The sequence below is a fragment of the Flavobacterium sp. CF108 genome, assembly GCF_900129795.1.
Lineage (GTDB): Bacteria > Bacteroidota > Bacteroidia > Flavobacteriales > Flavobacteriaceae > Flavobacterium.
Genome location: NZ_FQWW01000001.1, coordinates 69,126 through 82,238, shown reverse-complemented (window position 1 = coordinate 82,238; position 13,113 = coordinate 69,126). Strand labels below are relative to the sequence as shown.

13 protein-coding genes are annotated in these 13,113 nt (G+C 33.2%); 4 read left to right on the top strand and 9 right to left on the bottom strand.

What is annotated here, in order from left to right:
* Positions 1–37: 37 nt before the first annotated feature.
* Positions 38–571: a peptide-methionine (S)-S-oxide reductase MsrA gene (gene msrA, locus BUE10_RS00405; RefSeq protein ID WP_073481134.1), complete on the top strand. Its 534-nt coding sequence runs from the start codon at positions 38–40 to the stop codon at positions 569–571.
* Between the two features lie 125 nt (positions 572–696).
* Entirely contained in the window at positions 697–2,271 is a 1,575-nt protein-coding gene (locus tag BUE10_RS00400; RefSeq protein WP_073481132.1) for a protein adenylyltransferase SelO, read from the top strand.
* 175 nt (positions 2,272–2,446) lie between these two features.
* Here BUE10_RS00400 and BUE10_RS00395 read toward each other — a convergent pair whose 3' ends face one another.
* Entirely contained in the window at positions 2,447–3,415 is a 969-nt protein-coding gene (locus BUE10_RS00395) for a YpdA family putative bacillithiol disulfide reductase (protein WP_073481130.1), read from the bottom strand.
* Positions 3,416–3,418: 3 nt separating this feature from the next.
* Positions 3,419–3,895 (bottom strand): CYTH domain-containing protein, encoded by a 477-nt coding sequence (locus BUE10_RS00390; RefSeq protein WP_073481128.1) that lies wholly within the window; start codon positions 3,893–3,895, stop codon positions 3,419–3,421.
* A 114-nt stretch (positions 3,896–4,009) separates the two neighbouring features.
* Between BUE10_RS00390 and BUE10_RS00385 the strand changes: the two genes are divergently transcribed.
* Positions 4,010–5,017, top strand: coding sequence for an OmpA family protein (locus tag BUE10_RS00385; protein ID WP_234984692.1), 1,008 nt, complete (start codon positions 4,010–4,012; stop codon positions 5,015–5,017).
* Positions 5,018–5,034: 17 nt separating this feature from the next.
* The gene (locus BUE10_RS00380; protein WP_073481126.1) at positions 5,035–5,589 is read left to right on the top strand and encodes a hypothetical protein; all 555 of its coding nucleotides are present in this window, start codon (positions 5,035–5,037) and stop codon (positions 5,587–5,589) included.
* 56 nt (positions 5,590–5,645) lie between these two features.
* Here the strand turns inward: BUE10_RS00380 and BUE10_RS00375 are convergent, their stop codons facing one another.
* The 7 genes from BUE10_RS00375 to BUE10_RS00345 all read right to left on the bottom strand — a co-directional run bounded on the left by BUE10_RS00375 (position 5,646) and on the right by BUE10_RS00345 (position 13,111).
* Entirely contained in the window at positions 5,646–6,716 is a 1,071-nt protein-coding gene (locus tag BUE10_RS00375) for an o-succinylbenzoate synthase (RefSeq protein WP_073482955.1), read from the bottom strand.
* 108 nt (positions 6,717–6,824) lie between these two features.
* Positions 6,825–8,027 carry a tetratricopeptide repeat protein gene (locus tag BUE10_RS00370; RefSeq protein WP_073481125.1) on the bottom strand — a complete coding sequence of 401 codons (1,203 nt, stop codon included), beginning with the start codon at positions 8,025–8,027 and terminating at the stop codon, positions 6,825–6,827.
* Between the two features lie 270 nt (positions 8,028–8,297).
* Positions 8,298–8,975 carry a metal-dependent hydrolase gene (locus BUE10_RS00365; protein WP_073481123.1) on the bottom strand — a complete coding sequence of 226 codons (678 nt, stop codon included), beginning with the start codon at positions 8,973–8,975 and terminating at the stop codon, positions 8,298–8,300.
* 29 nt (positions 8,976–9,004) lie between these two features.
* Entirely contained in the window at positions 9,005–9,967 is a 963-nt protein-coding gene (gene menA / locus BUE10_RS00360) for a 1,4-dihydroxy-2-naphthoate octaprenyltransferase (protein ID WP_073481121.1), read from the bottom strand.
* 172 nt (positions 9,968–10,139) lie between these two features.
* On the bottom strand, positions 10,140–10,973 hold the full coding sequence (locus BUE10_RS00355) for a 1,4-dihydroxy-2-naphthoyl-CoA synthase (protein ID WP_073481119.1): 834 nt from the start codon (positions 10,971–10,973) through the stop codon (positions 10,140–10,142).
* An 803-nt stretch (positions 10,974–11,776) separates the two neighbouring features.
* Positions 11,777–12,631: a CvfB family protein gene (locus tag BUE10_RS00350; protein ID WP_056209177.1), complete on the bottom strand. Its 855-nt coding sequence runs from the start codon at positions 12,629–12,631 to the stop codon at positions 11,777–11,779.
* A gap of 138 nt (positions 12,632–12,769) precedes the next feature.
* Positions 12,770–13,111, bottom strand: a complete 342-nt coding sequence (locus BUE10_RS00345; RefSeq protein WP_073481117.1) for a DUF2853 family protein — start codon at positions 13,109–13,111, stop codon at positions 12,770–12,772.
* Positions 13,112–13,113 lie beyond the last annotated feature (2 nt).

Here is a 13,113-nt window from a genome sequence, read left to right as displayed (position 1 = left end):
TAATAGGGCATGTAAACTTTAAGCTATTTTTACATTTATGGAAAATTTATCAACAGCCACTTTTGGTGGTGGATGTTTTTGGTGTGTAGAAGCTGTAATTCAGCGTTTAAAAGGAGTTGAGACAATAAAATCTGGATTTTCAGATGGTTTTATAAAGAATCCGGCATACCGCGAAGTATGTACAGGACGAACAGGTCACGCAGAAGTTATTCAGGTTACTTTTGATTCTGACATAATTTCATATCATGATTTGCTAACCGTTTTCATGACAAGTCACGATCCAACAACCATAAATCGTCAGGGTGGCGACAACGGAACACAATATCGTTCGATAGTTTTGTATCATGATGAATCACAAAAAGAAATAGCAGAAAAGGTTTTTGAAGAAGTTCAGCCTGTTTATGCCGATCCAATTGTTACGCAGTTAAAACCTTTTGAAGTGTTTTATGAAGCCGAAGATTATCATCAGGATTATTACAACAACAATCAGGAAGCAAGATATTGTCAGCTTGTAATTGACCCGAAAGTTCAAAAACTTAAAAAAATGTATGCTGATAAATTAGTTAGCTAATTTTTTTTAGCCACAGATTACACAGATTAAAAGGATTTTTTTAAATCTGTGTAGATTAAATTTACAAGCAAAAGAGGAAAAATCTTTTTAATCTGTATAATCTGTGGCCCAAACATAAAAACTCAATGAAAAATTTAAAAATAAATAATCGATTTACTGCCGAATTGCCCGCAGATACAGACTTAACAAATGAAATTCGTCAAGTTAGAAACACCGCATTTTCATACGTAAATCCAACAAAACCTTCAAATCCAAAATTAATTCATGCTTCTGAAGAAGTTGCTGAATTGGTTGGAATTTCAAAAGACGAAATTCAATCAGAGGAATTTTTGAATATTTTTTCAGGAAAAGAAATTCTTCCTGAAACAAACCCTTACGCGATGTGTTACGCCGGACATCAATTCGGGAACTGGGCCGGACAATTGGGCGACGGCCGCGCAATCAATTTAACTGAGGTTGAAAATAACAATCAGTTTTTTACCCTTCAATTAAAAGGTGCGGGAAAAACACCGTATTCCAGAACTGCTGATGGTTTGGCAGTTTTACGTTCGTCAATAAGAGAATATTTATGTGCCGAAGCCATGTATCATTTAGGTGTTCCCACTACCCGATCACTTTCGTTGATTCTTTCCGGAGATCAGGTTTTGCGTGACGTTTTATACAACGGAAATCCTGCTTACGAAAATGGTGCGATTGTATGTCGTGTTGCGCCTTCTTTTATCCGTTTTGGAAGTTTTGAAATGCTGACTGCCAGAAACGAACTTAAAAATTTAAAGCAGTTTGTAGAATACAATATCAAACATTATTTCCCTGAAATTACTGGCGAACCAAAAGAACAATATTTACAATTCTTTAAAAAAGTAGCTGATACAACCCGCGAAATGATCTTGGACTGGCAGCGAGTTGGTTTTGTTCATGGTGTAATGAATACAGATAATATGTCAATTCACGGCATCACGATTGATTACGGACCTTACGGATGGCTTGAAAATTACGATCCAAACTGGACACCAAATACTACAGACAGTCAAAATAAAAGATACCGCTTTGGGAATCAACCGCAAGTCGCACATTGGAATTTATACCAATTGGCCAATGCAATTTATCCTTTGATTAATGAAACAGAAGAATTAGAAAAAATCTTAGAATCATTTATGGATGATTTTATTTTAGATTATAAGGAAATGTTTCTAAATAAATTAGGATTGTTTATTTCAACTTCTGCTCAAATTGATAATGATTTAACCGATAATCTGGAAGCGACTTTACAATTGACAGAAACCGATATGACAATCTTTTTTAGAAATTTAAGTTCCGTTAAAAAATCTGATTCTGTTGAAAAAGCGATTGAGAAAATTCAATTCTCGTTTTATAAAATCGAAGAAGTTTCGGGAGATATTTTAGATGCCTGGAAAAAATGGTTTACCGTTTATTTGGATAGATTGAACACTGAAGAATTATCGGATGAAGAACGTTCACAAAAAATGAACTTAATTAATCCGAAATATGTGCTTCGAAATTATATGGCACAATTAGCTATAGATGTTGCTGATAAAGAAGATTATTCGTTGATAAACGAGTTGTATACATTATTGCAAAAGCCATACGATGAACAACCGGAATACGAAAAATGGTTTGCAAAACGACCAGATTGGGCGAGATCTAAAGTGGGATGTTCTATGCTTTCTTGTAGTTCTTAGATTTTTTTTGCCACGAATTGCACGAATTTTCACGAATTTGTTTGAAGTGTCACATCGAGCGAAGTCAAGATGCGTATGTGTTCTCGACTTCGCTCGAACTGACAAAAATATTAATTCGTGAAAATTCGTGACTCGAGCGATAGCGAACAGGCGAAGCAAATTCGTGGCAAAACCTTTATTTCGAAGTAATATAATCCACAATCATATTAGCATGGATTCTTGAGTTTTCGATAAACCATTTATGCGTCTGCATTCCTCCGCAGACAACGCCTGCAAGGAATAAACCTTCAACATTCGTTTCCATAGTTTCAGGATTATACGTTGGAATTTTCAATTCATCATTTGAAAGTTCAATTCCTATATTTTCCAGGAAGTTTAAATCTGGCTTATAACCTGTTAAAGCCAGAACAAAATCATTTTCGATTGTCACTTTACCGTTTGGAGTTTCAATCTCAACTTCATTATCACGGATTTCCGTAATATTCGATTCAAAATAAGCTTTGATGCTTCCTTCTGCAATTCGGTTTTCAATATCGGGTTTAACCCAATATTTTACTCTGTTATTGATTTCATTTTTACGAATTACCATAGTTACGTTCGCGCCTTTTCGCCAGCATTCTAAAGCTGCATCAACAGATGAATTGTTAGCGCCAACAACTATAACATTTCTAAAAGCATATTCGTGAGCTTCTTTATAATAGTGACGAACTTTTGGCAATTCCTCGCCTTTAATATTCATATGAATCGGAATGTCATAAAAACCAGTTGCAATAACTACGTTTTTCGATTTGTATGAACTTTTGTCTGTCGAAATTTCAAAAAGAGAATTTCCAGTTTTTTTAATTTCAGTTACTTTTTCAAATAAATTAATATTGAAATTAAAATAGCGGTGAATATTTCGGTAATATTCTAAAGCTTCCTGACGACCCGGTTTTGGCGCCAAACAGTTAAACGGAATATCACCTATTTCAAGTCTTTCGGCAGTAGAGAAAAATGTCATGTACAGCGGATAATTGAAAATACTATTTACAATCGCGCCTTTTTCTATAATTAAATAACGTAAGTTTTTCTTTTGAGCTTCTATTGCACAAGCCAGACCTATTGGCCCGCCTCCCACAATAATTAAATCATATTGGTCTGCCATAAATTATTCTTTTCCCCAGTTTTTAAAAGGATTTTTGCTCAAATAAGCATTATAATATCTTTCGTCATTTGTTACTTCTTCTCCCAGCCAATCTGGTTTTTCGAAACTTTCATCTTCAGACTGCAGTTCAATTTCTGCCATTGTTAAACCTTCATTTTCTCCATAAAATTCATCAACTTCATAAACATGGTTTCCGAATTTAATTTCATAACGTGTTTTCTCAATTTTGCCTTTTTCGCATAATTTCAACAGTTCTGCAGCTTCATCAAGCGGAATTTGATTTTCCCATTCAAAACGAGACATTCCTCCTTGATGGCCAATACCTTTTATGGTTAAAAAAGCTTTATCTCCTTTAATTCTAACACGAACCGTTCTCTCGGCAATTGAGCTTAAATAACCTTGTGCTATTTGATTTTTTGCAAATGCCTGTTCTTTAAAATCATCTGATTTTACAAGAAACTTTCTTTCTATCTCGAGCATTTTGAGTCTTAATTTATTTTACTGCAATTTACTCATTTTAATTCAGTCATGGAATCTCATTTTTAAAAATCCAGACATAAAATTCGTTTCAAGTTCTAATTTGTTTAGTCTAAAATGAAACCAAATTTACTGATTGTTAATACGTTAGATGTCTTAATTTTTGCTAATTTTGATAGAACCTTAATTCATCAAATCATGTCTAAAAAAATATTTTATCTATTAGGGATCGCTCTGGTCATAATTTTAGGTACAATCTTGTATATAAAGTTTTGCTGCAATTGCGATGCGGCCCAGCCAAATGCTGCCACCGAAAAAGTACCTCCTACGGCAATTAAAAATTATAATTTTGTTCCTTTTATCATAAATGGTTCCGGATTTGAATTTCAGACCAATGATAATTTTAAATTTTTAAAAAATAATCCTGCTGCGATTCAGCCCATAAGTGATTCAATTTCTATTGGAATTGAAAAACTTAAAACTTTTTTAGTTTCAAATCCCAAACAAAAAGTTACCATTACAGGTTATGCTACTTCTGATGAAACCAACACAACAAAATTTGAAAATCTTGGATTAGCACGAGCAAATGATGTGAAAAATTATTTTGTTTCAAAAGGTTTAGCTTCTTCTCAATTAGACACAAAAGGAGAAATTATCAATAGCTGGAAAACAAATGCAGATACGATCATTGGCCCTGTTGAATACGAATTTGCAGCTATTGGTACAACTTCTGCTGATACAACTTCTACAGCCAGTGATGAATGGTCTGCATTAAAAGAAAAAATTAATGCAGATCCGTTGATTCTTCATTTTAATACCAACAAATCAAGTTTTAATTTAAATGAGGAAGAACAGCAAAAAGTGGCTGATATTACGAAATATTTAAAAAATGTAAAAAATACTTCTGTCTTAGTTGTGGGACATAGTGATAATGTAGGCAATAGAGATTTAAATATAGATCTGGCACAAAAAAGAGCCGATTTTTCTAAAAATTATTTAATTAAAAATGGCATTGAAGCTTCCAGAATTGCAACGGAATCAAAAGGTCCGGATGAACCAATTGGCGATAATGCTACAACTGAAGGAAAAGCAAGCAACAGAAGAACCGTAATTACCATCAAATAATCAAAAATATACTTATTATGAATTTACCTTGTATCTTAATACCGATTTTAGTGGGTATAATCTGTGGAATTTTAGGTTACTTACTAGGAAAATTGAACTCAAAAGAAGATGATTCTTTAGCCGCATCATTACAAGCTGATCTTGATGCTTGTAAAGCAAATACGAAAAATTTAAATACAAAAATAGCTTCTCTGGAAGCAGATCTGGCGGCTGCTCATGCTAAAGCTTCTGCATCTGTACCTAAATCATTTGTTTCAGAAGCTCCATCAGCTTTATTTGATAGTGCGCTGGCCGCAAATGTATTAGGCAAAAAAATAAAACAAGACGATTTAAAAATTGTTGAAGGAATTGGCCCGAAAATAGAAGCTTTATTTAACGCCGCCGGAATTAATACCTGGCGTGAACTTTCGGAAGCATCGACAGAAAAACTACAATCAATTCTAGATGCCGGAGGAGAAAATTTTGCTATGCATAATCCAAGTACCTGGGCTAGACAAGCTTTATTTGCTTATCAGGGAAAATGGCAGGAACTAAAAGAATGGCAGGATAATTTACTTGGCGGGAAAGAGTAAAACATAGGTTCTAAAGTTCAGAGTTGCAAAGGTTCAGAGGTTTTATATCGTGCTTTTTACCCCTTTGAATCTTTGTTACTTTGTACCTTTTCCAAAATTACCGAATCCCAATCTGTAGCTATATTATACCACAATTTTCCTTTTACAACTTCTAGTGGAGAATCAAAATTATTGGTATAAAGCGCTCCGGTTCCTAATCCTTGGGGCATTTTTGAATTTTGAAGAAATGTCCATTGTGCGATAGCATTTAATCCGATATTGCTTTCTAATGCAGAGGTTATCCACCAGCCAATATTGTATTTATCTGCTAATTTTATCCATTCGTCCGTTCCTCTAAAACCGCCAATAAAACTTGGCTTTAAAATAATATATTGAGGTTTGATTTCCTGCAGTAATTTTTCTTTTTCTTCTAATGTAAATATGCCAATCAATTCTTCATCTAAAGCAATTGGAAAAGGAGTTATTTTACATAAATCAGCCATAGCCTGAACGTTTCCTTTTTTAATAGGCTGTTCGATACTATGTAGTTGAAATTTATTTAATTGGTTGAGTTTATCTAAAGCTTCATCTAAAGCAAAAGCGCCATTTGCATCAACCCTGATTTCTATTTCTTCTGCTGAAAAATGACTACGGATAAATTCTAATAATTCTAATTCTTTTTGAAAATCTATTGCTCCAATTTTAAGTTTGATACAGCTAAATCCGTCGGCTAATTTTTCTTCAATCTGCTGTTTCATAAAAGCCGGCTCGCCCATCCAAACCAAACCATTTATCTCAATTGATTGGGTATTATTGGTGAAATTTGATGGAAAAAGTAAATATGGAGTTTCACTTTTTAAAGATAAAAAAGCCGTTTCAATCCCAAATTGAATTGAAGGAAACTCTAGTAAAGATTCCCAAAGTGCTTTTTCTCCTAAATGAATATTCTCGCAAGCCCATTTTAGTTTTTCTTCATAATCATCGCGATCATCAGCACTTAAGCCACGAAGTATACCACACTCTCCTATTCCTTTTTTACCGTTTTCTTCAAGAACGATAAGCCAGGTTTCTTTTTCGGTCATAACACCGCGAGACGTCCCAGAAGGACGCTTAAACTCGAGCATATATTTGTGGTAAGTCGCTTTCACTCTGCTATTTTTTAAACCATATAAGTTATATAAGTTCATTTAAAGTTTTCGCAGACTGAGACTGAACACTGCGACTGAAAACTCTTTACTTATATGGTGAAATATTTTTTAATTGAATAATTTTAAAACTTTTTCGAAGTCTTTTGAAGGTAAACCTGCTTTTTCGAAAAGGGCAAAATCTGATTTTGTTTTTTCTTTCCAGCTTAGGCTGTCTGTAACGTTTTGATCTTGGTATTTTTTATAGATTGCTTTTGCGTCACTATAATTATCGCTCACTAAATAAACATGTGCTAAATTTAGTTTTACCAATAACTCTGTATCATCTAATTTTTCGCCTTCCTTTAAAAACTTTAATGCTTTTGCATATTGTTTTGTCAGGATATAGCAATAACCAATTGAACTGTAATCTAACGCTGTAGCTTTTCCGTCATTAATAATTATATTTAATTTTTGGATTGCCTCGTTGTACTTTTGCTGTTTTATTAAAGTCGCAATTTGATTTCTTAAATCGTTATAAACGTTTTTAGAAATGTCAGCATCTTTATAGCAGGCATTTCCAAAGTCTTTGTAGACTTTTGTTTTTTCAACAGCCAGTAATTTTTGAAATTCTGCATAACGATATTCTTTCATGATTTTATCCAGTATGCAAACACAAAAATCATCAGAATTGGCCATTTTCTGCGCCATTGTTGATGTTTTGCACAAACTGATAATTTCATTTTTGTTATCCTGATTCCAGCCGCGGTTTAATTTTATATCAACCCACGGCACCACTTCTAAAACTATTTTCTGAGTCAAAAACCAATTTTTGCTTTCAAATCCAAACCAAATTGTTTTTGTATTTTCTTTTAAGCACGAATTTTTATCTAATGAAATTCTCTTAGCGTCTTTACTAACAGGTTCAGATTGAGAAAAACAAGCTGAATCTATTTTTCCGTCAGAAACGTATTTTTTAGCATTTTCATTTGAGGTAAACAATGAGTAAGTACATTGATCGTCTCCGGAAATTTTAGACATTAAAAAAACAGCTCCGGCAGATCCTTGTCCTATTCCGTATGGATCTGGAATTGCTTTTAACAGCGAAACCAAACTATTGGCCATTTGCTGGTTTTTGTCCAGAAGTGTAATTCGGTATACAATTTCAGTTGTTCCTACTGGTAAATCTTCTGTTTTTATTATAATTCTGTCGCCAGCAGAAACCAGAATTTCTTTTGTAGTTGCTCGTTCTTTGTCCCAATAGCCGTCTTTTTGAGCAAAGACATTGTAGGTTGAAGTTATTAAAAAGATTAAAAATATTCTTTTAAGATTCATATTTGGTTTAAATCTTTTGCCACGACCCGAGCAATAGCAAATAGGCGAAGTAATTACACAAATTTTCACTAATTTTTTATTTGCCACAGATTGCACAGATTAAAGTGATTCAATGCTTCATTATCTGACATATATTGTGCCAAAATATTTTTTTGAAACCGAATGTCCTAGCCCCGATAGAAACGACATCCTTTTATGGTGGGGTTCACCATAAAAGATATAGCGGATAGCGGGATTAGCTCCTTATTTCGACTATGCTCAGGATAATTATTATAGTTCTATAGATTCTCCAATATTTAAAAGCATCAAATCTTTTCCTTTATCAAAGAATTTGCGGATTGATTCTTCGTGATTGATTTCGATATAACCAAAAGTATCAAAGTGATAACCTAGGATTTTGTCACATTCTACAAAGTCAGATGCGATTATAGCATCTTCAACATCCATTGTGAAATTATTTCCGATTGGAAGAATGGCTAAATCTAATTTTGTACGAAGCGGAATCAATTTCATATCAAATGTAAGTGCTGTATCTCCAGCAATGTAAATGTTTTTGTGTTCGCCTTCGATTACAAATCCGCCAGGATTTCCTCCGTAAGTTCCATCAGGGAAAGAACTTGAGTGAATTGCGTTTACATATTTTACTATTCCAAAATCAAATTTCCAGCTTCCGCCGTGATTCATCGGGTGTGCATTAAAACCTTTTTTTGCGTAATAGCTTGTAATTTCAGCATTTGAAACAATTACTGCATTGGTATTTTTTGCAATAGTATCAACATCTAAAACATGATCGCTATGCGCGTGAGTTAATAAGATATAATCGGCTTTTAATATATTTATGTCGATGGCTGCAGCCTGTGGATTTCCAGAAATAAAAGGATCAACAAGAATGTGTTTTCCTCCTACTTCGATCCCTAAAGATGCGTGTCCGTAAAATGTAATTTTCATTTTTAAAAAGTTTAAAGTTGAACTTAAAATTATCTTCCTCCAAGAAAAAGATTAACAATAATGTCTGAAATCAACGAAATCATACAAATTGTCAATAATATGGAAAGCAAAAATGTGCTTAGTGCCACTTTTTTTAATTCCGGATCTAAAAGCTTAGGATTTTGATTTTTATAAACGGTAATTAAATGTTTAGTTAAAGGAATGTAAGCCAATAAAAACAAGTATTGATCGAAATTATAATCGCTTAAAATGGCAAAAATTACAACCAAAAGCATCGCTGTTATAATGATTGAAAAGTGATAAATTTTAGCTTTTGCACCGCCCATTTGCACTACGATTGTTTTTTTACCGGATTTTCTGTCTGATTCTTCGTCACGCATATTGTTAAGGTTTAAAACCCCTACGCTCAATAACCCAATTGCAACTGCCGGAAGAATTAAAAGCGGATCAACTTCTTTTGAATATAAAAAGTTAACACCTAATGTGCTTACCAATCCGAAGAAAATGAAAACAAATAAATCGCCAAACCCTCTGTATCCGTAAGCTGAATTTCCTACTGTATAACGAATTGCCGAAACAATTGCAGCGATTCCCAGTAAAAGGAAAAAGATAGAATAACCAAAATTGTCCTGACCAAAAGCAAAATAAATCAAAATAATAGCTGACAATAAAGTCAGTAACGAAGTAATTATTATGGCTTTTTTCATGGCTTGCGGCGTAATTACACCACTTTGAATGGCACGCTGCGGACCTACACGATCTGCATTATCTGTGCCTTTTACTCCGTCTCCGTAATCGTTTGCAAAATTAGAAAGTACCTGAAGACCAAGTGTTGTTAAAAGTGCGAAACCAAAAATTTTCCAACTAAAAACTTCTGTTGGCGTATTAATCGTTTCTGTTGGGTTTGAAAGTGCATAAATACTTCCAACTATAATTCCGGAAACTGATAAAGGCAATGTGCGCAGTCTAGCGGCTTCAATCCAGTGTTTCATATTTTAATTTTAGATTTTTAGAGTTTAGATTTTAGATTTTAGATTGTTGGATTCTTTATAATTTAAAAAATCTAAAATCTGTAATCTAAATAATATTGTTTTTTAATCTAGAGTTTAGATGCCATTTTCAGATTCAAAAAATCTAAAATCTACGATCTAAAATCTAAAATATTTATGGCAGCCATTTATTTTCGCCAAAGTTTGGTTTTCTTTTTTCTAAAAAGGCATTTCTTCCTTCTTTTGCTTCTTCGGTCATGTAGGCTAAACGTGTTGCTTCGCCTGCAAAAACCTGTTGTCCAACCATTCCATCATCTGTTAGGTTCATAGCGAATTTTAGCATTTTGATTGAAGTTGGAGATTTTTGAAGAATTTCCTGCGCCCATTCGTATGCAGTAGTTTCTAATTCATCGTGTGGAATTACGGCATTTACCATTCCCATTTCAAAAGCTTCCTGAGCTGAATAATTTCTTCCTAAAAAGAAAATTTCACGTGCTTTTTTCTGCCCGACCAGTTTAGCTAAATAAGCAGATCCGTAACCACCGTCAAAGCTGGTAACATCAGCATCTGTTTGTTTAAAAACGGCGTGTTCTTTACTTGCCAGTGTCATATCGCAAACTACGTGCAAACTATGTCCGCCGCCAACAGCCCAGCCTGGAACAACTGCAATAACTACTTTAGGCATAAAACGAATTAAACGCTGTACTTCAAGAATATTTAAACGATGCTGACCGTCTTCTCCAACATATCCCTGATGTCCACGTGCATTTTGATCACCTCCGCTGCAAAACGAGTAAACGCCATCTTTTGTCGATGGTCCTTCTGCAGAAAGCAAAACTACTCCAATTGAAGTATCTTCTTGTGCGTCATAAAAAGCCTGGTATAATTCTGAAGTTGTTTTAGGTCTGAAAGCATTTCTAACATTTGGTCTGTTAAAAGCAATTCTGGCAACTCCATTACATTTTTTATAGGTTATATCTTCAAATTCTCTGGCAGTAATCCAATCCATTTCTGTTTGTTTTTATTTAAAAATTATAGTGTAAAAATAAACCATTTTTTACATTTTTTCCTACTCAATTTAGTTTAAGTCTATGCTATTTTTTCATTCAATGTTAACAATTAGCATTCTTGTACAAAAAATAACACTTTTTAACATTAGTATTAAAAAATAATAAGTAATTTTACATCCTAGAAATCAACAAGATACAAATTATTTTGTTGAGATAAGATTGATTTTCTTTCACTGATTTATTAACCTAAAAAATGATTTTTTTGAGAAAATTTAAAAAATTTGTCGCTCATTTTTTTATGGTTTTAAATAGTAAACCTGCTAAGAATGAGCAAATGATTTACTCGTTTGTCAAAACTTCAAAAAGGAGATAGTAACACCTAAGGTTAAACGCTAGAATTGTTTTGTAATTAGTATCAAATTGATTACGAAAAGAGGAAAAAATGCTAACTAAAACTTTCTATAAGTTATTTTATTAAACCAAATGGATTAGCCGTGAAATTAAATTTTTGCTTTTAAGATAGACGCAATAATTGTTTAAAGACATACCATCGATAAAGCAGTTTCAAAAATTCGTAAAGCTGCTGACTTTTGAGATGAATTCGAATTATTTTATTTCTGTTTTTTTTTAATTACAATTTTTTTTAAAACTAGAATAAAAAGGGAAAGGCTGCTTGTAATGAGCAGCCTTTCTTGTTATAATGTTTAATAAATTCCAAAAATAAAAATTCCAAATTCCAATGTGTTGCGTTATACATTGGAATTTGGAATTTAAAATATTGGAATTTTAGAGAAATTTAATTTTATTCTTTTACCAGATAAATTCCATCTTCTTTAATTTCAATAAGTTTCTCTTTATACAAAGCTCCTACAGCCTTTTTAAAAGTTTTTTTACTCATTTTTAAAACCGTTTTTATGTCTTCCGGATGCGAATTGTCATTTAAACGTAAAAAACCACGATTGGCTCTTAATTCATCTAAAATCTTTTCTGCATTTGGTTCAATACTCTGATAACCTTGAATTTGCAAAGCAACATCTATTTTATTATCAGGACGAATGGTTTTAATGTAACCGCGCATTCTGTCTCCGGTTCTTATTGAATCGTCATAAACTTCGTCTTTGTATAAAAGTCCTTTATGCTGTTCATTGATGATCACATTTATTCCTAATTCTGTAATGTGAGAAACGATCAAATCAACTTCTTCTCCTTTTTCAACTGTAAGCTGATCGTTATTTAAAAATTGGTTCAACTTACTTGAAGCAACTAAACGATTGGTTTTCTCATCTTTATAAAGGTAAACAAGGTAGCGTTTTCCTTTTTCCATAGGGCGCGCCTGTTCTTTAAATGGAACCAGAATGTCTTTTTCCATTCCCCAATCCATAAAAGCACCAACATTATTGATGTAATTTACTCTTAAAAGTGCAAACTCATTCAGTAAAATATATGGCTCAAGTGTAGTGGCCACAGGGCGCTGTTCGTGATCTAAATAAACAAAAACGACAAGTTCTTCGCCTATTTCAAATTCATTTGGAACATATTTATTTGGTAATAACACATCATGGATTCCGTCTGGATCTTTTTCAGGATTTCCTAAAAAAAGACCGACTTTTGTATCACGCAATATAGTTAGTGTATTGTATTTTCCTATTTCAAGCATTTTTCTTAAGATTCTAAGTTGAAAAGCATCTAAGCTTCTAAGATGCAAATGTACGAAGTTTGAAATCGTAAATGAAAAATGTTTTGTATTAAGCCATATAAAAAGAAAAAAGCGTCAATTTTGACGCTTTTACTTTTGTTATTTATAAACACTTTCTTTTTTAAAGTGTACTGTCAATAGATAGTAAACTACAGCTCTGTATTTGTGTTTGTTTGATTTACCATACTTTTCCAGAACAGCATGAATAGCTTCATCTAAAGCCGGCCCAGCCGGTAAACCTAATTTCTTGATTAGAAAGTTATTTCTAACTGTATCTAATTCAGATTGCTGACTTCCTGCTACTGTTGCTGCATCATCATTATAAATCGACGGCCCGCAGCCTATTGTTACTTTTGTCAACAAATCCATATTTGGTGTTACTCCGCATTTATCTTTTAAATCTGCTGCATACTTCTGAATTAATTCTTCTCTTTTACTCATAA

Coding starts and splice junctions, on each gene's coding strand:
- msrA (WP_073481134.1), top strand. CDS start 38: ATGGAAAATTTATCAACAGCCACTTTTGGTGGTGGATGTTTTTGGTGT.
- BUE10_RS00400 (WP_073481132.1), top strand. CDS start 697: ATGAAAAATTTAAAAATAAATAATCGATTTACTGCCGAATTGCCCGCA.
- BUE10_RS00395 (WP_073481130.1), bottom strand. CDS start 3,415: ATGGCAGACCAATATGATTTAATTATTGTGGGAGGCGGGCCAATAGGT.
- BUE10_RS00390 (WP_073481128.1), bottom strand. CDS start 3,895: ATGCTCGAGATAGAAAGAAAGTTTCTTGTAAAATCAGATGATTTTAAA.
- BUE10_RS00385 (WP_234984692.1), top strand. CDS start 4,010: ATGAAACCAAATTTACTGATTGTTAATACGTTAGATGTCTTAATTTTT.
- BUE10_RS00380 (WP_073481126.1), top strand. CDS start 5,035: ATGAATTTACCTTGTATCTTAATACCGATTTTAGTGGGTATAATCTGT.
- BUE10_RS00370 (WP_073481125.1), bottom strand. CDS start 8,027: ATGAATCTTAAAAGAATATTTTTAATCTTTTTAATAACTTCAACCTAC.
- BUE10_RS00365 (WP_073481123.1), bottom strand. CDS start 8,975: ATGAAAATTACATTTTACGGACACGCATCTTTAGGGATCGAAGTAGGA.
- menA (WP_073481121.1), bottom strand. CDS start 9,967: ATGAAACACTGGATTGAAGCCGCTAGACTGCGCACATTGCCTTTATCA.
- BUE10_RS00355 (WP_073481119.1), bottom strand. CDS start 10,973: ATGGATTGGATTACTGCCAGAGAATTTGAAGATATAACCTATAAAAAA.
- BUE10_RS00350 (WP_056209177.1), bottom strand. CDS start 12,631: ATGCTTGAAATAGGAAAATACAATACACTAACTATATTGCGTGATACA.
- BUE10_RS00345 (WP_073481117.1), bottom strand. CDS start 13,111: ATGAGTAAAAGAGAAGAATTAATTCAGAAGTATGCAGCAGATTTAAAA.